Annotated in this window: 23 protein-coding genes; 9 read left to right on the top strand and 14 right to left on the bottom strand. The window is 41.1% G+C overall.

Annotated elements, in window-relative coordinates; translation table 11 throughout:
- Window positions 1-22 precede the first annotated feature (22 nt).
- From EGC82_RS09975 to EGC82_RS09965, 3 genes are read left to right on the top strand one after another with little or no spacing between them, the layout of a single operon-like run.
- Window positions 23-649, top strand: a complete 627-nt coding sequence (locus tag EGC82_RS09975; RefSeq protein WP_124730620.1) for a paraquat-inducible protein A — start codon at window positions 23-25, stop codon at window positions 647-649.
- On the top strand, window positions 642-1355 hold the full coding sequence (locus EGC82_RS09970; protein WP_124730619.1) for a paraquat-inducible protein A: 714 nt from the start codon (window positions 642-644) through the stop codon (window positions 1353-1355). The genes EGC82_RS09975 and EGC82_RS09970 overlap by 8 nt, the downstream gene beginning before the upstream one ends.
- Complete coding sequence (locus EGC82_RS09965) at window positions 1342-3987, top strand: PqiB family protein (protein ID WP_124730618.1); 2646 nt, start codon at window positions 1342-1344, stop codon at window positions 3985-3987. Before EGC82_RS09970 ends, EGC82_RS09965 begins: the two co-directional genes overlap by 14 nt.
- Before the next feature lie 106 nt (window positions 3988-4093).
- On the opposite strand, the gene EGC82_RS09960 is transcribed toward EGC82_RS09965, so the two are convergent.
- Complete coding sequence (locus EGC82_RS09960) at window positions 4094-5320, bottom strand: nucleoside recognition domain-containing protein (RefSeq protein ID WP_124730617.1); 1227 nt, start codon at window positions 5318-5320, stop codon at window positions 4094-4096.
- A gap of 124 nt (window positions 5321-5444) precedes the next feature.
- Here EGC82_RS09960 and rsmF point away from each other — a divergent pair, with 124 nt between their 5' ends.
- Window positions 5445-6899: a 16S rRNA (cytosine(1407)-C(5))-methyltransferase RsmF gene (gene rsmF / locus EGC82_RS09955; protein ID WP_124730616.1), complete on the top strand. Its 1455-nt coding sequence runs from the start codon at window positions 5445-5447 to the stop codon at window positions 6897-6899.
- A gap of 334 nt (window positions 6900-7233) precedes the next feature.
- Here rsmF and EGC82_RS09950 read toward each other — a convergent pair whose 3' ends face one another.
- From EGC82_RS09950 to apbC, 9 genes are read right to left on the bottom strand one after another with little or no spacing between them, the layout of a single operon-like run.
- Window positions 7234-8022 carry a TatD family hydrolase gene (locus EGC82_RS09950; protein ID WP_124730615.1) on the bottom strand — a complete coding sequence of 263 codons (789 nt, stop codon included), beginning with the start codon at window positions 8020-8022 and terminating at the stop codon, window positions 7234-7236.
- A 53-nt stretch (window positions 8023-8075) separates the two neighbouring features.
- Window positions 8076-8402 (bottom strand): PilZ domain-containing protein, encoded by a 327-nt coding sequence (locus tag EGC82_RS09945; RefSeq protein WP_124730614.1) that lies wholly within the window; start codon window positions 8400-8402, stop codon window positions 8076-8078.
- 53 nt (window positions 8403-8455) lie between these two features.
- Window positions 8456-9448 carry a DNA polymerase III subunit delta' gene (gene holB, locus EGC82_RS09940; RefSeq protein WP_415837631.1) on the bottom strand — a complete coding sequence of 331 codons (993 nt, stop codon included), beginning with the start codon at window positions 9446-9448 and terminating at the stop codon, window positions 8456-8458.
- Between the two features lie 19 nt (window positions 9449-9467).
- Window positions 9468-10115: a dTMP kinase gene (gene tmk, locus EGC82_RS09935; protein WP_124730612.1), complete on the bottom strand. Its 648-nt coding sequence runs from the start codon at window positions 10113-10115 to the stop codon at window positions 9468-9470.
- Entirely contained in the window at window positions 10112-11125 is a 1014-nt protein-coding gene (gene mltG, locus EGC82_RS09930) for an endolytic transglycosylase MltG (RefSeq protein ID WP_124730611.1), read from the bottom strand. Before mltG ends, tmk begins: the two co-directional genes overlap by 4 nt.
- Window positions 11122-11955 carry an aminodeoxychorismate lyase gene (gene pabC / locus EGC82_RS09925; protein WP_124730610.1) on the bottom strand — a complete coding sequence of 278 codons (834 nt, stop codon included), beginning with the start codon at window positions 11953-11955 and terminating at the stop codon, window positions 11122-11124. Before pabC ends, mltG begins: the two co-directional genes overlap by 4 nt.
- Window positions 11955-12539 carry a dCTP deaminase gene (gene dcd / locus EGC82_RS09920; protein WP_124730609.1) on the bottom strand — a complete coding sequence of 195 codons (585 nt, stop codon included), beginning with the start codon at window positions 12537-12539 and terminating at the stop codon, window positions 11955-11957. Before dcd ends, pabC begins: the two co-directional genes overlap by 1 nt.
- A gap of 23 nt (window positions 12540-12562) precedes the next feature.
- Window positions 12563-13201 (bottom strand): uridine kinase, encoded by a 639-nt coding sequence (udk, locus tag EGC82_RS09915; protein WP_124730608.1) that lies wholly within the window; start codon window positions 13199-13201, stop codon window positions 12563-12565.
- Window positions 13202-13210: 9 nt separating this feature from the next.
- Window positions 13211-14326: an iron-sulfur cluster carrier protein ApbC gene (apbC, locus tag EGC82_RS09910; RefSeq protein ID WP_124730607.1), complete on the bottom strand. Its 1116-nt coding sequence runs from the start codon at window positions 14324-14326 to the stop codon at window positions 13211-13213.
- A gap of 156 nt (window positions 14327-14482) precedes the next feature.
- Between apbC and metG the strand changes: the two genes are divergently transcribed.
- On the top strand, window positions 14483-16534 hold the full coding sequence (gene metG, locus EGC82_RS09905; protein WP_124730606.1) for a methionine--tRNA ligase: 2052 nt from the start codon (window positions 14483-14485) through the stop codon (window positions 16532-16534).
- A gap of 133 nt (window positions 16535-16667) precedes the next feature.
- Here the strand turns inward: metG and EGC82_RS09900 are convergent, their stop codons facing one another.
- Both EGC82_RS09900 and EGC82_RS09895 read right to left on the bottom strand, forming a co-directional pair.
- Complete coding sequence (locus EGC82_RS09900) at window positions 16668-18593, bottom strand: monovalent cation:proton antiporter-2 (CPA2) family protein (RefSeq protein WP_124730605.1); 1926 nt, start codon at window positions 18591-18593, stop codon at window positions 16668-16670.
- Between the two features lie 189 nt (window positions 18594-18782).
- Entirely contained in the window at window positions 18783-19562 is a 780-nt protein-coding gene (locus EGC82_RS09895) for a Nif3-like dinuclear metal center hexameric protein (RefSeq protein WP_124730604.1), read from the bottom strand.
- A 663-nt stretch (window positions 19563-20225) separates the two neighbouring features.
- Between EGC82_RS09895 and EGC82_RS09890 the strand changes: the two genes are divergently transcribed.
- On the top strand, window positions 20226-20594 hold the full coding sequence (locus EGC82_RS09890; RefSeq protein ID WP_124730603.1) for a hypothetical protein: 369 nt from the start codon (window positions 20226-20228) through the stop codon (window positions 20592-20594).
- A gap of 75 nt (window positions 20595-20669) precedes the next feature.
- Here EGC82_RS09890 and EGC82_RS09885 read toward each other — a convergent pair whose 3' ends face one another.
- Window positions 20670-21158, bottom strand: coding sequence for an outer membrane lipoprotein (locus EGC82_RS09885; protein WP_415837633.1), 489 nt, complete (start codon window positions 21156-21158; stop codon window positions 20670-20672).
- Window positions 21159-21210: 52 nt separating this feature from the next.
- Here EGC82_RS09885 and aat point away from each other — a divergent pair, with 52 nt between their 5' ends.
- The 3 genes from aat (at window position 21211) to infA (ending at window position 22924) form a co-directional block, all read left to right on the top strand.
- Window positions 21211-21918 (top strand): leucyl/phenylalanyl-tRNA--protein transferase, encoded by a 708-nt coding sequence (gene aat / locus EGC82_RS09880; protein WP_124730601.1) that lies wholly within the window; start codon window positions 21211-21213, stop codon window positions 21916-21918.
- Window positions 21908-22627: an arginyltransferase gene (locus EGC82_RS09875; protein WP_124730600.1), complete on the top strand. Its 720-nt coding sequence runs from the start codon at window positions 21908-21910 to the stop codon at window positions 22625-22627. Before aat ends, EGC82_RS09875 begins: the two co-directional genes overlap by 11 nt.
- A gap of 78 nt (window positions 22628-22705) precedes the next feature.
- The gene (infA, locus tag EGC82_RS09870; protein WP_011496276.1) at window positions 22706-22924 is read left to right on the top strand and encodes a translation initiation factor IF-1; all 219 of its coding nucleotides are present in this window, start codon (window positions 22706-22708) and stop codon (window positions 22922-22924) included.
- A 395-nt stretch (window positions 22925-23319) separates the two neighbouring features.
- On the opposite strand, the gene clpA is transcribed toward infA, so the two are convergent.
- Window positions 23320-25578, bottom strand: a complete 2259-nt coding sequence (clpA, locus tag EGC82_RS09865; protein ID WP_059743871.1) for an ATP-dependent Clp protease ATP-binding subunit ClpA — start codon at window positions 25576-25578, stop codon at window positions 23320-23322.
- Between the last annotated feature and the right edge of the window lie 32 nt (window positions 25579-25610).

Below are 25610 nucleotides of genomic sequence, written 5' to 3'. Positions count from 1 at the left end.
CTATGGATTAGACTAATTCTTCATGCATGAATTTGATGATCATGATTCAATAATCTTATGCCACTCATGTGACCTGGCTGTGAGAAAACGAGCTTTGCCGTCTAGCTCACGGGCTATTTGTCCGCGTTGTCACACTGTTCTGTACGATTCTCCTTATTGCTCTATTAATGGCATGTTGGCGTTATGTATTGCGGCGTTAATTATTTTTATCCCGGCTAATTTATTGCCAGTTCTCGAAATCCATTTTCTTGGCAGCGTGCGAACCACCACTGTGATCCAAGCCGCTGTGACCGTTTGGGCGGAAGGATATTGGGTTGTAGGATTAGCGGTAATGGTTGCAGCTGTTATCGCTCCAGGATTATTAATATTGTCGATTTTGACCCAAGTCATGATTGTTAAATTAAAACTGCATAGCTCATTTTGGCAAAGGGCTTATAGCACCTTATTAAAGAACCATGGTTCGATATCACAAATGACCATGTTAGAAATTTATGTTATTAGTTTTCTAGTATCAGCATTCCAATTATCTGACTTTTCAGATGTTTACTTCGGTATGGGCACCTTCAGTTTTACGATGTTGTTTGTAATCATTTTATTTTTGCAACGTGAATATAATCTAGAGCACATGTGGAGTTATGTGGATGCCTAATACACCCATTTCAGCGACTAATAACCTCTCAACGACAAGTGAAGCGACTGTTGTAGACTGCAATGATGTTACAACAACGAAAACTCAACCGCATCTACAAGGGCAAAAAATAGGCTTATGCCTATGTCCAGTCTGCCGAAAACTGAATTTGACCAGCAACAATCATTGTCGACGCTGCTTTAGCCAATTGAGCAATCGCAACTATGCCAGCATCCAGCAGAGTTGGGCGTTGTTGATCACTGCAACCATTTTACTTGTGGTAGCCAATATTTATCCGATCACCTTATTAACGAATCGTGGAGTGGTCACTAACGACACTATTTTTAGTGGTATTAGTCATTTAGTGCAAACTGGCATGTTTCCGATTGCGATTATTGTTTTTACTGCCAGTATTTTAGTGCCTTGGCTTAAAATTATTGGTTTAGCCACTTATTTAACGGCTATTAGCTTTAACCTACCAGTATCAAAAAGAAAATTAATGGTTGGTTTTCATATCATTGAATGGATCGGACGTTGGTCAATGCTCGATTTATTCGTTATTTCATTAACAGTAGCCTTAGTTAATATGGGGCAACTATTAGATGCAAAACCTGCACCTGCTGCCACTGCATTTGCGTTAGTAATATTACTGACACAACTGGCGGCAAAAGTGTTAGATACGCGTTTACTTTGGGACCGTTTGGAACAATCTGATGACACAAATTGAATCGCCGAAAATTGTTAAGAAAAAATTATTCTCACCAATATGGTTATTACCCGTAGTTGCACTGATTTTAGGTGCTTGGCTCGGGGTAAAAAGCATTAAAGAATCTGGCATTGAAATTTTGATCCACTTCCCGAGTGCTGCCGGAATAGATATTGGCAAAACCTTAGTAAAGTACCAAGGTTTGTCGGTGGGTAAAGTGACCGACATTGGTATTGATGATGATCTCAAAGGCGTTAACGTAAAAGTAGTCATGGATTATCGTGCTGATCCATTCTTAAACAAAAACAGCCTTTTTTGGTTGGTTAAACCTAAAGCGAGTATTACCGGAGTTGAAGGATTAGATACGTTGTTTTCGGGTAATTACATTGCCATTCAACCTGGTGATGGACGCTCTGCAACAGAATTTGAAGCACAACGAGAAGCACCCGCTATTTTGCCTGGTAGTGAAGGGATTATGGTTGAGCTTAAAGCGCTTAAACTGGGATCTATTGATGTTGGCTCACCCGTCTTTTTTCGTCAAGCACCGGTCGGCAGTGTTGTTAGCTATCGTTTAGACGGAAATAAACAGATTATTATCAGCGCGTTTGTTCAAGAGCAATATGCCCATTTAGTCAATAAAGACTCTCGTTTTTGGAATGTGTCTGGCTTAAAAATAGATGCCTCTTTAGCCGGTATTAAAGTCAGTACCGAAAGTATTGCATCCATTTTAGCCGGCGGGATTAGTTTTGATACCGGTAGCTACACTGAAAAAGCCCAAAATGGCGATGCTTATACCCTTTATGAAGATGAGGTTACCGCCATTGGAGGGGTACATTTTAGTTTAACTGCAGCTGGCAGCGATGATGTTAAACAAGGCACCAGCATTATCTATCGCGGTATTGCTATCGGTGAAATTGAAAACGTAACCCTAACCGACACTGGAGTACTGTTTATTGCTCGAGTTGAACATCCGTACAAAGCATTAATTACCGCAGATAGCCAGTTTTGGCTAAGTGGCGCCGAATTATCATTAAAAGGGGTTAAGCACGTCAGTAGACTAGTCACTGGCAATGTTATTAATGTTTTACCCGGCACCCAAGATTCTGTCGATGCGATGCAATTTGAACTAGCATCACATGCTCCTGATTTACTCACACAAGACAAGCTTAAACTGACGATAGTGGCCAACACGCATACTGGTGTCAGTAATGGCGCACAAGTTCGTTATAAGCAATTACCTATTGGCCAAATTATCGGCATTAGTTTAAGCAAAGACTTTTCAACGGTTGAATATCAAATTGAAATTCTGCCAGAATTTAAAAACTTAGTCACCAAAGGAAGTTTTTTTGTACCAGAAAGTGCTTTAGCCATTAACGCTTCATTAGATGGCATTAAGGTTAAGACACGTGATGTCACCACAATGCTCGAGGGCGCGATTAGCTTAATTCCAGGTAGCAATAAAACCCTTATAACAGCTAATAGCACATTAACTTTACATGAATCAATTGAGTCAGCACAGACGCTATACGCTCAACAACAGATGACGCACTTTACTTTAACCAGTATTGATGGCGCCGACTTGTCTGAAGGCTCACCTATTTATTATAAAAAAATGCAAATTGGCTCGGTGAATAATATTAATTGGTTCGCTAAAACGGATAAATTTAATATTGATATTAATATCGACAATAGATTTACAGCCTTAATAAAAACCAATACTGTTTTTTGGCGCAATGATGCTGTCGCCATCAATGCTAGCTTAGCGGGTGTTGATATCAATGTTGCACCACTAAAAGGTGCAATAAATGGCAGCATTACCCTTGGGCATATAGATGACACAGTTGATACACACAGCAATCAACCAAATCTACGTTTATATGACACAAAGTCACTCGCACTTTTGCAGGCTAAGGTGATTCATCTCACCTTACCAGTAAGTACAAAGGTAGCCGAAAAAGCGGCTATCCGTTATCAAGGTCATAAGATTGGTGAAGTATCTTATGTGAAGCTAAACCAAGATTTAAACACCCTCAACGCACAAGCTTATATCTACGGTCAATATGCAAGCCATTTTAGTGCCATTGACAGTGAATACTTTATTGTCGATGCACAGATTTCATTAGCGGGTATAAATGCGCCAGAAACACTGTTAACAGGCCCTTACATTGGGGTTATCCCAGGCGACAGTTTAGAGTTAGTTGATAACTTTATTGCTCAACCTCACTCTAACTTTGAGGCAACTGTGCCTAAGGATGCTTTAGCATTCCAACTCGTTGACGATCAGTTAGGCTCAATTAAAGTGGGTACGCCACTATTTTTCCGTGGTATTAAGGTGGGTCAAGTTGATGGTTATCAATTAGATGACTCAGGTACAGAAATTACGGTGTTTGCCCATGTTAATGCTGAATATGGTCACTTAATTAATCAAAGTAGTCAGTTTTGGGATGCATCAGGGATTAAGTTAGATGTCGGGTTATTTTCTGGAGCACAGTTAGAAACCGGCTCCCTAGAAACCATACTGGCTGGCGGAATTGCATTTGCAACACGCGATGCAACCTCTAACAGTAACCGTATTGACGCTTCAAGCCGTTTTGCCTTACATAAAAATATGCAAGACGAATGGACACAATGGCGGCCGACACAAGCTAAATAAGCTCATCTTGGGATAATACCGATTAGTACAAATGCTAAAGGCCGATATACTTATCGGCCTTTGCTTTTATTACCCGACAATATCATAAGCTTAGCTTGTTTTTAGCCTAACCATAAAACCAATAACACACAGCAATAGCTGCACTAATACCAGCAAAGTCTGCGGCTAAACCACAGCCTAATGCATGTCTACCATTACGAATACCAACAGAGCCAAAGTACACCGCAAGCACATAGAATGTGGTTTCGGTACTGCCTTGTAAAATAGCCGCTAAACGTCCTGCAAATGAATCGACACCATGATGACTCATGGTTTCTAGCATCATCGCCCGCGCGCCAGAACCACTAAAAGGCTTCATTAAAGCTGTAGGCATCGCATCAATAAAGCGCGTATCGGCACCAAGTGCGCTTACGCCGCTAGCTAACAACTGTAATGCATAATCTAATGCACCAGACGCGCGAAGAAAACCAATGGCTAATAACATTGCCAATAAATAGGGAATAAGCTGAATTGCTTGGCTAAAACCTTGCTTAGCGCCATCGACAAACTCATCATACACGGCAATTTTGCGGTAACCCGCAACTAAAATAAAACTCAAAATAAGTAATAATAATATGCCGTTACCCAACACCATGGACACTTGGCCAATTGCATCAGCCGACAATGTCACTAAGTAAGCAATGGCAGCCATGAATACACTCATAATAGTGGCGGCATAAGCCAAAATAACACTATTTAATAACGAGATACGTTGCACTAACGCGACAACTAATAATCCCACCACAGTGGAGACACTGGTGGCTAACAATATTGGCAGAAAGATATCTGCAGGATTAGCGGCACCTTGTTGGGCGCGATAAAGGAACACAGTTACCGGTACTAAGGTGACAGAAGATGTGTTTAATACTAAAAATAAAATTTGCGCATTGGTTGCTACCGATTTTACCGGGTTAAGTGTTTGCAAATCGTGCATCGCTTTTAAGCCTAGAGGCGTTGCGGCATTGTCTAATCCGAGCATGTTTGCCGTGAGATTCATACTAATGCTGCCATAGGCTAGATGTCCGCGAGGTACCTCAGGCATCAACTTAGACAGCAAAGGCTCAAATATGCGCGCAAACAAACCAACGACACCAGCCTTCTCACCCACTTGCATCAAGCCCATCCACAGGGCTAATACGCCAATTAATCCAATTGAAATGTCTGCTGCTAATTTAGCACTGGCAAATAAGGCTGTAACCGACTCACTTAATACATTGACGTTACCATCAACTAACTGGATCACAATAGACAAGGCTGCAATAATAAAAAATAATAACCACACTCTATTTAACACACATATCTCCATCACCTAGGCAGTTTTATTAACGTCAATATACAGCAATCATTGACGATCAGGGTGTACAATTCCGTGATATGATCGCCCCAATTACTGCAAAAATACGTTATCGTTTATTATTATGGCCCAATTAAATACAAACTTTATCAATCACATTGAGAAAGAGCTACCCGCTCACTTATCTTTAGAAGAGTTTATCGCCTATTGCGATAAACCACTTCGTAAATCTATTCGGGTGAATACGCTAAAAATTTGCACCCTACAATTTATCAGTATAATGACTCAAGCAGGCTGGCAACTATCGCCGATACCTTGGTGTGAAGATGGATTTTGGATTGAAGGTAAAGATGACATTCAATTAGGTAATGCTATCGAGCATATTCAAGGATTATTTTACATCCAAGAAGCTAGCTCAATGTTGCCGCCTACAGCATTGTTTTCAAATCAAGAACCCGCTGAAATTGTGTTAGATGTGGCTTCAGCGCCAGGTTCTAAAACGACTCAAATAGCGGCCTTAATGAATAATAGCGGCTTATTAGTTGCTAATGAATACTCTGCTAGTCGCGTAAAGGTATTGCATGCCAACGTGCTTCGTATGGGCGCAAGTCATACTGCCCTGACCCATTTTGATGGCAGAGTATTTGGTGAGTATTTATTTGAATCATTTGATGCCATTTTACTTGATGCACCTTGTGGCGGTGAAGGTACGGTTCGTAAAGACCCATTAGCATTAAAACATTGGGATATAGAAGATGTTACTGCTATTGGTGAAACCCAAAAAGATCTCATTGAATCGGCATTTTTAGCGTTAAAACCCGGCGGGACATTAGTGTACTCCACCTGCACGCTGAGCCAGTTAGAAAATCAACATATTTGCCAACATTTACAACAAACTTATCCTGATGCGGTTGAATTCATCTCGTTGGCATCGTTATTTGAAGGTGCAGAAAAAGCGTGTACCGAAGAAGGTTTTTTACATGTGTGGCCACAAATTTACGATAGTGAAGGATTCTTTGTCGCTAAAATTCGTAAAACCGCCTCGATTGAACGAACTAAAAAACAACCTAAACCACAAAAAAACTTCCCATTTTCGGTCGCAAATGATAAACAAAAAACAGAGTTGAAACAGTATTTTAAAGATAGTTTTTGTATCGACTTGCCCAACGATGACATCATTATGTTACGAGACGATGAATATTGGTTATTCCCGACTCAATTTATGCCTTTTATCGGTAAAATGCGCTTTCAGCGTATTGGCCTCAAACTTGCTGATGCGATGAAAAAGGGCTACAAAGCGAAACACGAAGCTATCATTGCCTTATCAGTATCAACAGTTGATGCCCCAAGAACCATTGAGTTGACGGCTCCACAAGCTAAAGACTTTTTAATGGGCCGAGATATTGCTATTAACAGCTTTGATGACACAGCACAACAGCGTTTGGCTGTCACCACGCAAGGGGAAATGTTAGTCAGCTATCATCACGTTGTTCTTGGTGTAGTAAAACACTTAGGCCATAGACTGAAAAACAATTTACCGCGTGAATTAGTCCGCGACAATGTCAACATCAGCCTATAACACAACCGTTAAAGCGATTAGAAACATTAAAGCGACTGAGGATAATAAAGTACTCACAATCAATGGTTTTGGGAAAGCACATACCGAGACTAATATTTTTTGATTAAATTATATGCAAAAACCATTTTGTCGGACTATAGTTTATTCATGTTTGATTCAATATATGGCATTTTAAGCGCGCTTAGCGCTTAAAATGCCATAACAGTAGCGCAAGGCTCTTAATCGAGCCCTTTCCCTAGGCCCAAAACAATTGGATAGTTTTGGGCCTTTTTTTGTCTTATGATCTAATCAACAGACAGGGAGCGATGAATTGCTTATTTTTACCAGACTAAAGTCAGCGTCCAATCAACTTAGCCGCATCCTTAAATAAATTAAAAAAGTTATCTGTGGTGTACTGAGCTAACTCTTCAAATTTTTCACCACGTAATTCTGCAACAAACTCTGCCACATCACGAACAAAAGCAGGTTGATTTTCTTGGCCACGATGCGGCACTGGCGCCAAATAAGGTGAATCAGTTTCAACCAATAATCTGTCTTTCGGCACTTGGCGAATAACACTGCGAAGTTCGCCAGCATTCTTAAAGGTTACGATGCCTGAAACAGAAATATAAAAACCTAAATCAATCGCCGCTTTGGCCATTTCCCAGTTTTCAGTAAAGCAATGTAACACACCACCCACTTTGTCTGCGCCACCGGCTTTAAGCATATTAATGGTATCTTCACGGGCATCACGCGTATGGACAATTAACGGTTTATTGACCTCAACGGCTAAAGCAATCTGCTGTTCAAAACATTGTTGTTGCAAGGTTTTAGTGTCATTTGAATAGAAGTAATCCAAACCCGTTTCGCCAATAGCTACCACTCGAGGATCTTCAGCAAAACGTTTAATCTCTTCAATATTCAAACCCTCTTGCACATCTAAAGGATGCACACCAGAAGATAAAAAGACATTATTAAAGGCTGACATTTTGTCTCGCATGGCTTCAAAGCCTTGTTGGCGAACATTGACGCACAATAGATAATCAACACCTTGGGATTTGGCATTGTCCATAATGGATTGTAAACTGGCTTGATCTGGAGCCGCTTTTAAGCGGTCAAGGTGACAATGGGAATCAATTAGCATGGGAATTCTTTCACAACTACATTAAATAAAACTCAATGTGCAAGAATACCTAGCTACATAGTGCAGGTCAAATCGCCAGAGGCAAGTTCACTCGATAATAACTTTTCAATATGATGTTTATGGCTTTCAACATCGGTTTTAATTTTAACCCCTATACCCGCAGGTCGCCCACCCGATGCGCCTAATGGATTAATCCATACTACAGCGCCTTTAAATTCATTGGTCTGGGTTGCATTAGGTAATCGATAAGCAATAGTAAGCTCTTGGCCTAAAAAATGACTTTCTGTAGTCGCAATAAATAAACCTGCAGGCTTAATAAACGGCATATAAGCACGATAGAGTTTATGTAATGTATCGTAGTTAACAACAAGATCGACCATAAGTAATTATTTTATTTCCATAAAAAGTTAAAAGTCAGTATAACCAAAGATATTTAATTAGTTAACTGCCTAAATGCGAGTACATATTGCTGGCATAATGCTTGGGGATTGACGCTTGGCATCGTTTCAAGCTTATGGCACATCCTCATTACTCTCCCAGCAAGCTCAATCACTTTAGCTTGAACCAGTGGATTTAACGACTGACGGCCAGCAGGATGAGCTTTTATCTTACTACTTTTTAACACATATTGGCGTAAGTACAAATACAAAACATTAAGTGCATCAACAATTTGTTGCTCAGACACCTTCAATAAACTATTGCTTAAATGACCGGTTTTTAAACTTTGAGCCCAATCTTGGCGAAATATCAGTAGTTGTTGATAATGCTGACCGCGTAAACTACTCGCTAACGCGAGTGGCCCACCAACAACACTAAGACACCAAGTCACATCGTGAGTTTTACCCTCTGCATTGGCTGCGGGTAACAACTGCTGCTCAGCTAACCAGTGATGGATAGCTAACTTGGTGGGTTCAACAAAATTCAGTACTTGGCAGCGACTCGTAATAGTGGCTAATAACTGGGCAGATGTGTTTGTTTGCAAAATAAGCACAACATCTTCACCAGGTTCTTCAAGGGTTTTCAGTAATGCATTGGCCGCGGCTAAATTTAGTCGCTCGGCGTTAACGAGTACCGCTACGCGCGCACCACCTTGTTGAGCTGTTTGGGTTAATGCTTGGCAGAGCTGACGAATTTGATCGACTTTAATTTGGTTGCCATCTGGTTCAATAATATATAAATCAGGATGGTTACCGGCAGCTAATAACAAACAACTTTTACATTGGCCGCAAGCACCTACTGGGGTAAGTTGTTGGCAAAGCACAGTATGAGCACAAGCCTTAGCGAGCTTATCACCCCCTAACGCTTGATCAATATTGAACAAATGAGCATGGCTGCTTTTTCCACGATAATGTTGATCAACAAAACGTTGATGTGGATCGGCTAGCCAAGGTAATTGGTCAATCTGATAATCACTCATGTGCCACATTTATCCTTGTCGAAATCTATCAAAACTCACCCATAAGAGTGGGCAATCTATGTTGCAACTGTAGCCGAATATCATCATGAACTTGTTCCATTGATTGGCTGGCATCAATCACTACGATGCTGTCATCGTCATGGGCTAATTGTAAGTAGGTTCGTCTGGCTCGCTCAAAAAAGTCAATCGCTTGTTGCTCTATTCTATCGAGCTTGCCACGACTGGCTGCACGGCTTAAACCGAGTGTAGGGTCAATATCCAAATACAAGGTGAGATCAGGTTTAAAGCCTCGTAAACACGCATCACTAACCGCTTTCACTAATGGCATTAACCCTCTGCCACCGCCTTGATAAGCCAATGAAGATAAATTGTGCCTGTCTCCCAACACCCATTGACCCGCGGTTAATGCTGGTTTGATAACGTTGGCGATAAGTTGTGCTCGGGCAGCATAAATCAGTAAACATTCTGCTTCGTCACATAATGGATCCGTTTCATCGGCAATTTTGACTAAATCGCGAATTTTTTCTGCCAATGGCGTACCGCCGGGTTCGCGAGTGCACACAGGAGCCCGACCAATATGCTGCTTAATCATATTGTTAACAAGAGCTATCGCACTTGATTTACCAGCACCTTCTAATCCTTCAATGACAATAAACTTGCCTTGCTGTTGACTCATTTTCTTTTTCTCTGGAATTCGTTTACGGCATTGTTATGGGCTTTCAATGTAGTTGAAAACACATGGCTGCCATCATTGCGCGATACAAAGTAGAGGTAATTTACTTTAGCGGGATTAGCCGCTGCAAATAATGATGCACGGCTAGGAGCGGCAATAGGCGTTGGCGGTAAACCATCAATGGTATAAGTATTAAATGCCGTAGCTTGACGTAAATCTTTACGGGTAATGTTGCCTTTATAACGTTCACCCATACCATAAATTACCGTAGGATCGGTTTGCAGGCGCATGCCTTTTTTAAGTCGATTATTAAATACCGCCGATACCCAATCGCGCTCTTCAGGTTTACCGGTTTCCTTTTCAATAATCGAAGCAATAATCAATAATTCATAAGGAGACGATAAAGCCAAATCAGGATCACGACCTTCCCACGCTTGCGCTAAGCTCACTTGCATCATGTTGTAACTGCGATTTAAAATAGTCTGTAAATTATCATCAGCATGATAATGGAATGTTTCCGGATAAAATTTACCCTCAGGCAAACCAGAAGTATCACCATTTTGTAATAACACTTGGTTAAAGTCGTCGTTATTGTTTGCTAGATGTTCAGTCGTTGAGAGTGTCTGTTGCCACTCGGCAATGGTTTTACCTTCAATTAGTGTCACACTAAAGACCACTTGTTGACCTAGATATAAACGTTTAAATAATGCTTCTAACGTATCGCCGGGGATCAATTGATATAAACCCGTCTTAATATTGGCAAATTTAGGTTCAAGTTTAACCAAATATTTAACTTTCCAGCTATCAGTAATCAATGATTGTTGCTCAAGCTGCTGCGCAAGTTTAATCACTGTTGTGCCAGGTTCTACCATTAACGTTTGGATTTCATTTAACTGTAATGGTTGTTTTTGATAAGTAATTAATCCGGACATGAGCCAATATCCACCGAGGCAAAGCACCGCAAATAAAGGAATAAAACTGGCTAATAATAATGTTTTTATGGTTCTAATCATAATGATAAATTCACACTCAGAACGTGCCTGAATCGCGATGTCTGCGTCCAACGGCTAAATTGAAAATCGTCTATGGCGGTTACATCAATAATGCCAAATAAACTGTTCGTTATAAATATATGCTCAGCGGCTTTAATATCACTAAGCGTGAGTTGCGTTGCCATAACAGCAATACCATGACAGAGCAAAGTATCAATCATTATTTCACGCATCACCCCGCTTACGCCTGCATGGGTTATTGCTGGGGTAAACACTTGATTATTGTTAATGACAAAAATATTAGCAATAGATGACTCTATCACATTACCGTCACAGTCAAACACCAACCAGTCTTGGTGAGTAAGAGGTAAAGGTTGGGATTTAATTAACACCTGCTCTAATCGATTAAGGTGTTTCATTCCCGCTAAAAGCGGCTGTCTACCGAGAGAAATAGGCGATGATGCTAGCGCGATACCGCTTTGCTGCCAATCATGATAATGATCAGGAATAGCATGAACTGACACCACTTCGGTCACGTTGGTATTGATAGGAGCTTGATAACCACGTCCGCCCACACCACGAGTCAGCAAAAGCTTTATACAATGTTGTGGATATTGCTTCGCAAGTTGGTTCAGCTGCTGTATTAATAAGTCGCTTGGACACCACTCAATACCTAAACGCTCACAGCTTTGCTGCAAACGACAAAGATGCCCGTCTAGGAATAACACCCCTGCGGTCATATCAGTGGATGCTGTGCGCATGGTTGCAAAAACACCATCACCATAAGCAACGCCACGATCAAATGGATTTATGAGTCCGTTTTCAATGTGGTTAACCCAAACCGGCGTCATTATTTATCCTGACTGATCCGGCTTGCGACAGCCTCTTGTTGATCTTTATATTTTGAGCTTTTACGAGTGTTATAAGGACGGGCAACCGCGGAACTTAAACGTTCAAAATTGAGCGCGCCTATGGTCATTCCCGGACGAAGTGCCAACGGTAATTTGCCACTGTTAAAAAACTCAAGTACTATTTTACCTTGCCAACCGGGATCAATACGATGCGCAGTTGCATGCACCATTAAGCCTAAGCGCGCAAGCGATGAGCGACCATCTAACCACCCTACTACGTCTGCAGGTAATGTGACACTTTCAAAGGTTACCGCTAAGGCTAACTGACCAGGATGAAGGAAAAAAGCTTGATCCTCAGCAATTTCTATTTTATCACTCATGACTCGATCAAGTGCTATTTGCATTTCTGCACTAGGACCACTCAAATCTATATAAGGTGCAGTATGGTCTTTAAATACTCGAAATTGGCTGCCTAAACGTACATCCACACTCACTCCAGAAATGGCTTCTATGCCAGGACGTGGAACGATAATAATGGTGCCATTGTCTAAACATTGTTCAATTTCTATATCGGTTAAACGCATGCTGCACTCTCTCCCAAATAAGGCTATTTAGCCAACAAATGCTGAATTCTCGTTTTTAAAATATCAGTGGCAATACGATTTTTACCGCCACGTGGAACGATAATGTCAGCATATTGCTTTGACGGTTCAATGAACTGTAAAAACATCGGGCGTACGGTTCGTTTATATTGTGAAATAACCGTTTCCATTGTTCTGCCACGCTCAGCAACATCACGAGTTAACCGACGTAAAAAGCAAATGTCTAATGGCGTATCCATAAACACACTGGCATCCATTAACTCACGTAACTTAGGGTTGGTTAATAACAGAATGCCTTCTAGAATAATCACTTTTTTAGGCTGCATATTAAGCGTTTCGCTGGTGCGAGTATGCTCAGTATAGCTATAACAAGGAATGCTAGCCGCTTCACCTCGTTTAAGCTGAGTTAAATGAGTTGCTAACAATTGATGATCTAACGCTTTTGGATGATCGTAATTGGTTTTTACTCGATCTTCCATGCTTAAATGGCTTTGATCATGATAATAGGCATCTTCGTTAATCACACCAATTTGATTGGTTCCTAAATCACGGCACAATTCTTCAAAAATTGTTTTAGCAATTAAACTTTTACCTGAAGCCGACGCACCGGCAATCCCAATAATGACACACTGCTGAGAATTCATCTCTTAACCTTACTCGTCTTCTGATATGCTAATTTTTACGGTTGATTGTACTTGTTGAAGTGCTAGCTCAGCCCCAAGCTTGCGGGCAATTTCGCGATATATCCCTGATACTTCACTTTCTGGTTCGCTCATCACACTCGGCGTACCATTATCCATAGATTCACGAATATTGATGTGCAATGGTAGTGAGCCTAATAGCGGCACGTTATAACGTTCTGCTATTTGACTACCACCATGAGTACCAAATGGGTGTTCTTTATGACCACATTCTGGACACAGATGAAAACTCATGTTCTCAATAATGCCCAATACTGGAATATTGACCTTATTGAACATGGTAATGCCTTTTTTAGCATCCGCTAAGGCAATGTCTTGTGGCGTAGTCACAATCACTGCACCGCTAACGGGCACTTTTTGCGATAAGGTTAATTGAATGTCACCGGTTCCTGGCGGCATATCGATGATTAAATAATCCAGTTCAGGCCATTGGGTTTCATTTAACAGCTGCGCTAGCGCCCCTGCTGCCATTGGCCCACGCCACACAGCCGCTTCATCACCGCTGAGCATAAAACCGATTGATTGAGCTGAAATACCATGAACCAAGGCGGGTGTCATGTGCTTGCCATCTGGCGATTGAGGACGAAAATTAGGGATACCTAACATCAATGGAATAGACGGGCCATAAATGTCAGCATCTAAAATGCCTACTTCAGCACCTTCAGCTTTTAAGGCTAAAGCAAGGTTTACCGCGGTGGTTGATTTCCCCACACCGCCTTTACCAGATGCCACAGCGATAACTTGTTTTACGTTAGGGATAGGTGCTATTGCTGGCAGCGCTGAATATACCCGTGGTTGGAAATCGATTTCACATTCCACTTCATCAATCGCGTCAAGCACAGCCAATTTGTTGGTCACTGCCATCACGGTGTCGCGGTACTGTGTCATGCACGGATAAGGATAAACTAAACTGAGTTGTAGACGTTTTCCTTCTATCGACAATGCTGTAACACATCCTGCACTGACTAAACCTTTATGCAAATAAGGATCTTCAAATGCTTCTAAAATATCTAACACAGGTGACAATAATTCATCACTTAATTGATAATTGGTATGCGTATTGACCAAAACGGCGACTCCGAAGCAGAAATTTGCACAAGTGTATCAGAACTTAGTAAAAAAATAGCGATTAATAAGGCTTTTTACGTCATGTTTTGCTGAAAAAGGTCTGCTAATCAGTTAGTATCAGGCAATATTTTTGGTGTAATTTGATATCGAGACAAAATGACAAAATCACAGCGTAAAATACTGGTCACAAGTGCCCTTCCTTATGCCAATGGCCCAATCCATCTAGGCCACATGCTTGAATATATCCAAACGGATATCTGGTCACGTTTTCAAAAATTGCGCGGCCACGAATGCCACTACATTTGTGCTGACGACGCTCATGGCACACCCATTATGCTTAAAGCACAGCAAATGGGTATTACACCAGAAGAAATGATTGCGCAGGTTCAAAAAGAACATCAGCAAGATTTCGCCGATTTCAACATCCAATTTGATAATTTTCATAGTACCCACAGTGAAGAAAATCGCATTTTAGCCAGTGACATATATATAAAATTACGAGATAGCGGTTACATTAAAACCAGAATCATTTCGCAATTATATGATCCTGAAAAGTTAATGTTCTTACCCGATCGTTTTGTTAAAGGTACCTGCCCTAAATGTAAGTCTGAAGATCAATACGGCGATAACTGTGACAATTGTGGCGCAACCTACAGCACTACGGATTTGATCAATCCCAAATCGGCCGTATCGGGTGCTACACCAATAATGAAAGACACCGAGCATTTCTTTTTTGACCTGCCAGCATTTGAAGGCATGCTAAAAGAGTGGATTCAATCGGGTTCATTACAACAAGAAATGGCTAACAAACTTAACGAATGGTTTGAACAAGGCCTCAAACAATGGGACATCTCCCGTGATGCACCTTATTTTGGTTTTGAAATCCCCGATGCACCGGGTAAGTTCTTTTATGTTTGGCTAGACGCACCTATTGGTTATATGGGTTCATTTAAAAACCTTTGTGACAAGCGTGATGACTTGAACTTTGACGATTTTTGGAGCCTAGACTCAACCGCAGAGGTGTATCACTTCATCGGTAAAGACATTGTTTATTTCCACAGTTTATTCTGGCCTGCAATGCTTGAAGGGGCTGGTATTCGTAAACCGACCAGTGTTTATGCTCACGGTTATGTCACGGTTAACGGCTCAAAAATGTCTAAATCAAAAGGCACATTTATTAAAGCGCGTACCTATTTAGATAATTTAGATCCTGAATATCTGCGTTATTACTACGCAGCTAAATTAAACAGTCGTATTGATGATTTGGATTTAAATTTAGAAGATTTCGCCCAGCGCGTTAACTCAGATTTGGTCGGTAAATTAGTTAACCTTGCATCACGCACTGCCGGTTTTATCGGTAAACGTTTCGATGGCAAATTAGCCAAGGTTGCCGACAGCAGCTTAACAGATATCTTTTTAGCCAAAAGCGAAGTGATTGCTGAATTATATGAAACTCGCGAATTTGGTAAAGCGATGCGTGAAATTATGGCGCTAGCAGATATTGCTAATGCTTATGTTGCTGATGCCGCACCTTGGCAATTAGTTAAGCAAGACGATAAACAAGATGAAGCACATCAAGTTTGTAGTAATGCATTAAATCTATTTAGAATTTTGGTGACTTACCTTAAACCTGTATTGCCTAAGCTTGCCGAAAATGTGGAAAGTTTTTTACAAGTAGCCTTAACATGGGACAATTTAAGCCTCGATTTAGCCGGTCATGAAATCGCGCCATTTAAAGCCTTAATGCAACGCATTGAACCTAAGAGCATTGAAGCGATTATCGATGCCTCTAAAGAAAACTTGCAAGCAACTAATACCGACGCACCTAAAACCGACGCGCCGACACAAACTGTTAATCAATTAGCACAAGATCCTATTAGCCCAGAAATAAGCTTTGAAGATTTTGCTAAAATTGACTTACGTATTGCTCGAATCAGCAAAGCGGAACATATTGAGAAAGCCAATAAACTACTGCGTCTTGAATTAGACTTAGGCGGCGAGACCAAACAAGTATTTGCGGGTATTAAATCGGCTTATGCACCTGAAGACTTAGTCGGTAAACTCACCGTAATGGTGGCTAACCTTGCCCCACGCACGATGAAGTTTGGTGATTCAGAAGGTATGGTATTAGCCGCAGGCCCTGGTGGTAAAGACTTGTTTATACTAGAACCTCATGAAGGCGCACAGCCTGGCATGCGAGTTAAGTAACACTTAACGCTGTAAACCAAAAGACCGCCGCGGCGGTCTTTTTTGTTTTATCATTTAAAGGTTAAAAAATATATTGGCAATATTCAAGAGCATCAATCAAATTAAATGATTAATCTACAACTATAAAGTGGTGCTAATGTTTAGAACTCACATCAACATCTGGTTTTGAAGTTGATGTAACATCAAGTTGATTACCCACATCAGCTTGATGAGCGGCATTATCATCTGCCATAGCTTGCTTTAAACGTTCCTCATACAACATAAACAGCTTAATAAAATCGTTACTAAAGCGCTCACCTGCAGACTCTTTCAACCAAAAATAGTACAAACGCTTTGAAGCTTCTTTTTCAACGCGCTTATAGGTTGCCTTTCGTCTCATAACATATTCTTCACTGTTACCAAGTAATTGTAACGATGATACGCCAAGCTCAAGAGCTGAATGATGAGTTTCCGACTCGACGACATCTGCCCCCGCTTCTTTTAACAAGTGTCCGTGACCTCGATCGAAGGCTCTGGCGACAATCTTCAGCTTGGGATAGGTTTGATGCAAATACTTAACTAACTCAACGCTACTTTCGCGATTATCGATAGCCACGACAAAAAGCGAAGCTTGTTCAATACCCGCAGTTTTTAATAAATCGGGTCGAGTTGCATCACCGTAATAAGCTTTGGTATTAATACGCCTAATGGTATCAACTTGTGACACTTGGTAATCGAGTACCACTGTTTTTATATTATTTGATATTAAAAAGCGATTGACTACTTGGCCGAAACGGCCAATACCCGCAATAATTACCGTGCCTTCGTCATCAATATCATCTTGCTCACGTTGATTGGTTTTTACTTGAAAGCGTGGATAGATAACTTTATCAAATAAGATAAATAATCCCGGGGTTAAAAACATTGATAACGCAACCACAATAGATAATATTTGGGCTAAATCAGTAGGAATAACATGTTGTTGCACACTAAAACTCAGCAGTACAAAGCCAAACTCTCCTGCTTGAGCAAGACATAAGGTAAATAGCCAACGATCGCTGCCTTTAATCCTAAAAATCAATGCTAATACATACAGCACAAGCGCTTTAATCAACATAACACCTAAGGTGATGGCAATTATTTCACCAAAATCGGCAAACAACACCCCAAAGTCAATTCCGGCACCAACGGTAATAAAAAACAACCCGAGTAATAAGCCTTTAAACGGACCTATATTGGCTTCGAGCTCGTGCTTAAATTCACTGTTTGCTAGCACTACCCCCGCGAGAAAAGTGCCTAATGCCGGTGAAATACCGACCAAACTCATTAATGCCGCAATACCGATGACAAGCATGAGTGCTGCCGCGGTGGATATTTCACGCGCACCAGATTCGGCAACTATTTTAAATAATGGTCGACTTAAATAATGGCCGCCTAATACCACGACACTAATCGCTAACAACAACACAATGGCATAAGCCCAACCAGGTAAAGAGGCGACAAGGCTCAATTGCTCGTGCTGTTCACTCATGCTGCTTACTGCGGCTTGAGCTTGCTCAACTAATTCGGGTAAGGCTAATAATGGAATAAAAGCCAGCATAGGAATAACGGCAATATCTTGAAACAACAATACCGAAAAGGCATTCTTTCCAGCATGGGTTTTATTGAGACGTTTTTCAGATAAGGTTTGCAACACGATTGCAGTAGATGAAAGAGAAAAAATTAATCCAATTGTTAATGCAATACTCAGTTGATACCCAGCATATATGGCACAAACCATCACCGCAGCAACAGACCCCACAACTTGCAAGCCACCAAGGCCTAATAGACGATTACGCATCGACCAGAGCATTTTAGGTTCAAGCTCTAAACCAACTAAAAATAGCATCATTACTACGCCAAATTCAGCAAAGTGTTGAATAGTATTGGTTTCACTACCGACTAAACCAATAATAGGTCCAATAACCACGCCGGCTATAAGGTAGCCGAGTACTGAACCTAATCCCAACTTATTCGCTAAAGGAACAGCAATGACTGCAGCGGTTAAATAAATAAAGGCTTGTAAAAAATACTCGGTCATTTACTCAATCTCAAAAAGAAACAATTTAATCCACTCATGGTCATCTATCATCAACGATACCGGCTTTATTCAATGTCGGCGAGTCAGGTAGAGAACTGACGTCACAAGCAACATTTTTTATCTATCAAAGCCTTTACAAACAAATTAAGATCGGAACCGACACGTCTAACCGTAAAGATCTTAATTACATTACACCGGATTTACAATATCGATAAAATGATGCTCAATATTATATTTCTCCGCTAAATGCTCGCCTAAAGCTTGAATACCAAAGCGTTCAGTAGCATGATGCCCAGCAGCAAAATAATGAATTCCCTGTTCCGTTGCTGTGTGGAATGTACGCTCTGATACTTCACCACTAATAAACGCATCAACACCCATTTGCGCCGCGTAATCGATGTAGTCTTGTGCGCCACCAGTACACCAAGCCAAGGTTGAGATCATTTTGGTCTCATCACCTATGTGCAAGGGTTTACGGTTTAATACTCTGCAGAGCAACTCACTAAACTCAGCAACCGTTAATGGGTGCTCTAAATGTCCATGCCATAATAAATCTTGGGCCACATGCTCATAAACCCTTGGGCTAATAATGCCCAACTGTTGGGCTAGTTGGGCATTATTGCCCACGCCATGGTGGGCATCTAACGGTAAGTGATAGCCAAATAAACTCATGTCATTATCGATTAATGCTTTGATGCGACGATATTTCATACCAGTGATCACTTCGGGTTCATTTTTCCAAAAAAAACCATGGTGAACTAAAATCGCATCGGCGTTGACCTTAACGGCTGCATCGATTAATGCCTGACATGCTGTAACGCCGGTAACAATAGTGCGAATGTTTGGCTTACCTTCAACTTGTAAGCCATTTGGCGCATAATCTTTAAAAGCATTCACGTTTAAAAACGTCTCAAGATAAGATGCTAATGCTTGGCGAGAAACAACCGGTTTTTGATAACTTGTGGACATAAAACTCCTCTAAATTTAACTAACCTCAGCCGGCAGAGGATATAGGGTTATTGATAATATTAACCATAATGACTCACACGATATTGCTAGGATGCTGAATGATAATGCTATTAGTTTACCCCAATACTGTCGGTCTCGCGAAGATTATCCAATCGAAAAAATAGTTTTAAATACGAAAAGAAGTTACCTCTTAATGAGTTCATAAAACTGGCTTTAGGCAAATGTAATCCTAGGGGCCGTTGATCTTTCAAGGTTATTGTTGCAGCAAGTTGTTGACCACTTTTATAAGGCAGAGACTTTGAGGTGTCGTTATTCTACATAAAAAGTCGATAACGCATTAAAAATGGTCAACAAACGCTGCCCGAAGGGTTCGGCTAAAAACGTTTTACTCTTTATTGAATGCATTTTGCTTAGATGACTAGGCATCAATCCATTCATCTCGAATAAAACGTTTTTACTCGAACAAAATTTAACCAGAAAAGATCAACAGGCCTTAGTATAGTCAAAGCTTAGTTATTTGAATAACGCCCCTAAAACCGTCGATAAAACCAACTTTTAGATGGATAATTCAGCATTTTCAATCCGAATTGGACTTTTGTAGTCTTAACACTTTAAAATTAGTAACAACCTTCATTTAACATGATAACAAATAGGTTATTAACTATGACAACATTGACTAAAGAAGAGGTCATCAGCCAATTACAAACGGCTCTTGAAAAGCAGTCTGGCAAAGCGGTTTCTATTGAGCAATCTGGCAGTTGGTACAAAATTGATGGTGCAAAATCAGTACGCTTTAGCGAACTTGAATCTATGCATGCTGAATTAACAACGGCTTCATCTTCAAAATCTGTGGCAACCAGCTCAACTAAAGCTGTAGCAAAACCAATTGAGAAGTTAGCAATAAAATCTGTCGCGAAAAAAACATTGGATAAAAAGGCTACATCAACCTCAGGTGGATTAACCCCTAAGCAGTTTTGGCGCCTAAAACTCGAAAAGGCATCAGGTCCACAAACATTGCCTCGTGGGTTCTAATCATTTTAAATAATGACATTTCCCACTGCACATAACACAAAAGGAGCCTAGGCTCCTTTTGTGTTATGTGCATGATTACATGGCAAGGTCGACCCTAACATAACCTGTTAAGTACACTAACCTAACCTCATCACCTGCATTAAAACTCATCCCGGGATCCACATCCTGAATCACCATCACTTGAGAACCATCGTCTAATGTAATCATTAGCTCAACGAGCTTATTTTCAAGATAGTATTCTGAACGACCCTGTTGGCTGCCCATGCCACCACCGATGAGAGCGCCTAAAACAGTAGCAACATCCTGACCCGAGCCACCACCAAACTGATGCCCTATCACACCACCCACCAAGGCACCGCCAAAGGTTTTCCAGCCGCTATGGCTGTCTTCAACCAACTGTTTTTCGCTCACGTGCTTAATGGATTCGATGTGACCGTAGATAACTTTCTCTACAGGGACAGCTTGATTTCGCTCGTAAGCAGCTTGACTTTGACCACAAAACAAACAAATAGTCAGTAATACTGCAAAAATACTCTTCACACTTACAGTTATGATTTTAAACATGGCCATTTTCCGCTAAGTTAACGATAAGGTATTACAAATAATATACTCAATTGTGAACTCACTGTCTTATTTAAATCAATCCATCGGCTTTCCGCCGCCAGAGCAAGCTCTTACCGATCCAAATGGTTTATTAGCCATCGGAGGAGACTTACGGCCAGATCGCCTAGCACAAGCCTATTACCAAGGTATATTCCCTTGGTTTAACGCTAAAGACCCCATTTTATGGTGGTCACCGGATCCTCGAGCGGTGTTCACGCCGAGTCATCCTTTTGGCAGTAAAAGCTTAATTAAATGTCTTAAGAAGTCTGCATGGCGCTTTACCATTAATCAGGCATTTTTAGATGTTGTTGCCGGTTGTGCTGGGCCCCGTAACACTCAAGATGGCACATGGATTTCAGCCGAAATCCAAATGGCTTATTACGAACTGCATTTACAAGGTAAAGCTCATTCTATTGAAGTGTGGGATGGTGAACAATTAGTGGGCGGACTGTATGGTATTCCTGTGGGAGGCGTTTTTTGTGGTGAATCGATGTTTCATCGCCAAACCAACGCATCAAAAGCTGCATTTGCTATACTGAATCAGCACTTGGTGAAACACAATTTTCAGTTAATTGATGCTCAAGTGATGAACCCTCATTTAGTGAGCCTTGGGGCTAAAGCGTTACCAAGAAGCGAATTTTTAACGCTGCTTCATCAGTACAGAGATCGTACAACTTCAGCGTCAATATGGAACAAACAAGAGGTATTTATTGAATTCTAAATCGGTCAGCGTCGGTATAAGCCAACCTTTTGATTGCAACTATATTGAAGGTAATAAAGAGCAATTGTTGGTGATTCAAGAGCCACAAATAGACCCTGCGCTGTTTGAACAACTTCTGGCGATGGGATTTCGTCGTAACGGCAATGCTGTTTATAAACCCCGTTGTCCAAGTTGCCAATCTTGTCAGTCTATTCGCTTGAATGTGAATGATTTTGCGTTATCAAAACGTCAAAAAAGAACCTTGAAAAACAACCAAGATTTACATTGGAAAGTCTCTCATACATCACGACCAGAGCACTATGATTTATATCAACGCTACATTAATGAACGTCACAACGATGGACCTATGTTTCCTGCATCGCCAACCCAATATGATGATTTTTTATTATCAGATTGGTTACCGCCGATGTTTATTGAAGTGTTTGATCAAGACCGATTAATTGGGGTAGCTGTAACCGATGAAATGGCACAGAGTTTCTCAGCAATTTACAGCTACTTTGACCCTGATTATGGCGAACGTTCGCTGGGCTCACTGATGATTTTAATTCAGTGCCAATTAGCAAAATCATTGGGTAAGCGATTTTTGTATTTGGGCTATCAAATTGATCAAAATAGAAAAATGAGTTACAAACGCCAATATCGTCCATATCAAATTTTAACAGCTCTCGGTTGGCAAGTTGGTGAAAATCTTACCGCTCTTTCTTGTTAACGCCCTTTACAGTTCAGTGTTTTTGGGGCATGATACGCCCGATTTTTCAAATTTGAAGGCTAATGGGATAACTTATTAATGGCGAAAGAAGACAACATTGAAATGCAGGGCACTATCCTTGAGACCTTGCCAAACACAATGTTCCGCGTAGAGCTTGAAAATGGACATGTGGTGATAGCCCACATCTCTGGCAAAATGCGCAAAAACTACATCCGTATTTTAACGGGTGACAAAGTCACTGTACAGTTGACTCCTTATGACCTATCAAAAGGTCGTATCGTCTTCCGCGCACGTTAATCGCTAGCCTCAACAATGTAAAAACCGACTGTCTGTCGGTTTTTTTGTTGTTATACCAAACTGCATAAATAAAGTGTATTCAACGTAAAGCAACACGCATCAAACAAGACGAATGTTCAACGTAATGGGTATCCCTTTATCAGAGCATTCAACCAAGCATCGCGATGGTTGTAATCCGTTTTGCAGAAGCACCTCATACGATCCACTACTATGTTTATTGATTTAAAAAGGGAATACCCATTTTGCTATCAATACCCATTGAATTGAACAGTAAGAAATGCTTTGAGTTGAAGGTTTATTTATAAGTAATGGTATTGGGCGCAATTAACAAACATAAAAAAAGATGACCCATGGGTCATCTTTTTTAATAGCCTATTTTTAATAGGTATGAATCGTTACGAGACTTTTTCTAACGACTCGCAATCGATATTAATCTCACCATCTTTAACGTCAATATGCGCAATACCACCTCGTTCAAGCACGCCAAACAGAATCTCATCCGCTAACGGACGTTTAATCAACTCCGTGACAACACGTGACATTGGGCGTGCGCCCATCGACTTGTCATAACCTTTCTCTGCAAGCAAGGTTCGTGCTTCATCACTAACATCCAAGGTGACACGCTTATCATCAAGCTGTGCCTGAAGCTCAACTAAGAACTTATCAACCACTTTGGCGATCACCGTCATGTCCAAATGATTAAACCATACAATTGAATCTAAGCGATTACGGAACTCAGGTGAAAAGACTTTATTGATTTCAGCTAAGGCATCTTGAGTATGATCTTGCTGTCTAAAACCAATCGATTTACGAATAGTTTCTTGTACACCAGCGTTGGTAGTCATCACTAAGGTGACATTTCTGAAATCGGCTTTGCGACCATTATTGTCAGTCAAAGTACCGTGATCCATCACTTGCAGTAGCAAGTTAAATACATCAGGGTGCGCCTTTTCAATTTCATCAAGTAATACCACACAATGCGGATTTTTAATCACAGCATCGGTTAACATACCACCTTGGTCATAACCAACATAACCTGGAGGCGCCCCGATTAAACGTGACACCGTATGGCGCTCCATATACTCGGACATATCAAAGCGAATCAGTTTAAGGTTAAGACAATTAGCTAACTGATTAGTAACTTCTGTTTTACCTACCCCAGTTGGGCCAGCAAACATAAAGCTACCTACCGGTTTTTTCTCAGAACCTAAACCGCTGCGCGATAAGCGTATCGCAGCGCTAAGGCTCTCTATCGCTTTGTCTTGACCAAATACCACCATCTTAAGGTTACGTTCAAGGTTACGTAACATATCCTTGTCAGTGGACGATACCGACTTCTCAGGGATACGCGCTAACTTAGCGATGATAGCTTCAATTTCGGCTTGGCCAATGGTTTTTTTGCGTTTGCTTTGCGGCATCATCACCATCCGAGCACCGGCTTCATCAATCACGTCAATAGCCTTGTCAGGCAAATGACGGTCATTAATGTGTTTGGCAGATAAAATAGCCGCACTGCTGATGGCAGCCTGGGTATAACGCACACCATGGTATTCTTCGTACTTAGATTTAAGCCCCATCAAAATTTTGGTGGTTTCGGCAACCGAAGGCTCGTTAATATCAATTTTTTGGAAACGACGCGCTAAAGCACGATCTTTCTCAAAAATACTTTGATATTCTTGGAACGTGGTTGAGCCCATGCAGCGTAACTTACCGCTTGATAATAATGGCTTGAGTAAATTCGATGCATCCATCACACCACCAGATGCCGCACCAGCACCAATAATGGTGTGGATTTCATCAATAAACAAAATAGCATGCTCATCAGCAGCCAATTCTTTCAATAAGCTTTTAAAGCGCTTTTCAAAGTCACCACGGTATTTGGTGCCGGCTAATAATGAGCCTAAATCTAACGAATACACGGTCGCATTCGCCATAACATCAGGCACTTGCTTGTTGACTATTCGATAAGCCAATCCTTCTGCAATAGCCGTTTTACCGACGCCAGCTTCACCCACGAGCAAAGGATTATTCTTGCGGCGACGACAAAGGGTTTGAATAGCCCGCTCAATTTCAGCATCACGGCCAATTAATGGGTCAATGGTACCGTCTTGAGCTAATTGGTTTAAATTGGCCGCAAATTGCGCCAACATACTGCGATCTTCGGCATTGTCAGATGGGTCTTCAGCATGTTCCTGATCTTGTTGCTCACCAGAATCATCCTCTTTAGCCATACCATGAGAAATAAAATTAACCACATCTAGACGAGTAATATCACAACGACGCAGTAAATAAACTGCTTGTGATTCTTGCTCACTAAAAATAGCCACCAGCACATTGGCACCCGTCACTTCGTTGCGACCAGATGATTGCACATGGAATACCGCACGTTGCAGAACACGTTGAAATCCCAAAGTAGGCTGGGTTTCACGTTCTTCTGTTGACTCTGCAATAATCGGCGTAGTTTGTTGAATGAAATTAGCCACTTCTTCTCGTAAACGATTCACATCCGCCCCACAAGCAACTAATGCTTCATAGGCAGAGGGATTGTCGATCAGCGCTAATAATAAATGTTCTACCGTCATGTATTCATGACGTGAATCTCTAGCTTGCTGAAACGCTAGGTTCAAGGTGACTTCCAGGTCTTTGTTCAGCATAAGCACCCCTTAATTTTAACCACAGACTGTGA

The organism is Shewanella livingstonensis (genome assembly GCF_003855395.1).
GTDB classification, from domain to species: Bacteria; Pseudomonadota; Gammaproteobacteria; order Enterobacterales; family Shewanellaceae; genus Shewanella; species Shewanella livingstonensis.
This window is presented reverse-complemented; position numbering and strand designations above follow the sequence as displayed.

Bases quoted from the DNA above. Each gene is read 5' to 3' on its own strand.
- dcd (WP_124730609.1), bottom strand. From the start codon at position 12,539: ATGCGTTTAACCGATATAGAAATTGAACAATGTTTAGACAATGGCACC.
- metG (WP_124730606.1), top strand. From the start codon at position 14,483: ATGACAAAATCACAGCGTAAAATACTGGTCACAAGTGCCCTTCCTTAT.
- EGC82_RS09945 (WP_124730614.1), bottom strand. From the start codon at position 8,402: ATGGTCGATCTTGTTGTTAACTACGATACATTACATAAACTCTATCGT.
- EGC82_RS09970 (WP_124730619.1), top strand. From the start codon at position 642: ATGCCTAATACACCCATTTCAGCGACTAATAACCTCTCAACGACAAGT.
- udk (WP_124730608.1), bottom strand. From the start codon at position 13,201: ATGAATTCTCAGCAGTGTGTCATTATTGGGATTGCCGGTGCGTCGGCT.
- EGC82_RS09890 (WP_124730603.1), top strand. From the start codon at position 20,226: ATGACAACATTGACTAAAGAAGAGGTCATCAGCCAATTACAAACGGCT.
- rsmF (WP_124730616.1), top strand. From the start codon at position 5,445: ATGGCCCAATTAAATACAAACTTTATCAATCACATTGAGAAAGAGCTA.
- EGC82_RS09885 (WP_415837633.1), bottom strand. From the start codon at position 21,158: ATGTTTAAAATCATAACTGTAAGTGTGAAGAGTATTTTTGCAGTATTA.
- EGC82_RS09965 (WP_124730618.1), top strand. From the start codon at position 1,342: ATGACACAAATTGAATCGCCGAAAATTGTTAAGAAAAAATTATTCTCA.
- infA (WP_011496276.1), top strand. From the start codon at position 22,706: ATGGCGAAAGAAGACAACATTGAAATGCAGGGCACTATCCTTGAGACC.
- mltG (WP_124730611.1), bottom strand. From the start codon at position 11,125: ATGATTAGAACCATAAAAACATTATTATTAGCCAGTTTTATTCCTTTA.
- tmk (WP_124730612.1), bottom strand. From the start codon at position 10,115: ATGAGTCAACAGCAAGGCAAGTTTATTGTCATTGAAGGATTAGAAGGT.
- clpA (WP_059743871.1), bottom strand. From the start codon at position 25,578: ATGCTGAACAAAGACCTGGAAGTCACCTTGAACCTAGCGTTTCAGCAA.
- EGC82_RS09950 (WP_124730615.1), bottom strand. From the start codon at position 8,022: ATGCTAATTGATTCCCATTGTCACCTTGACCGCTTAAAAGCGGCTCCA.
- pabC (WP_124730610.1), bottom strand. From the start codon at position 11,955: ATGACGCCGGTTTGGGTTAACCACATTGAAAACGGACTCATAAATCCA.
- EGC82_RS09975 (WP_124730620.1), top strand. From the start codon at position 23: ATGCATGAATTTGATGATCATGATTCAATAATCTTATGCCACTCATGT.
- EGC82_RS09895 (WP_124730604.1), bottom strand. From the start codon at position 19,562: ATGTCCACAAGTTATCAAAAACCGGTTGTTTCTCGCCAAGCATTAGCA.
- holB (WP_415837631.1), bottom strand. From the start codon at position 9,448: ATGTGGCACATGAGTGATTATCAGATTGACCAATTACCTTGGCTAGCC.
- EGC82_RS09900 (WP_124730605.1), bottom strand. From the start codon at position 18,593: ATGACCGAGTATTTTTTACAAGCCTTTATTTATTTAACCGCTGCAGTC.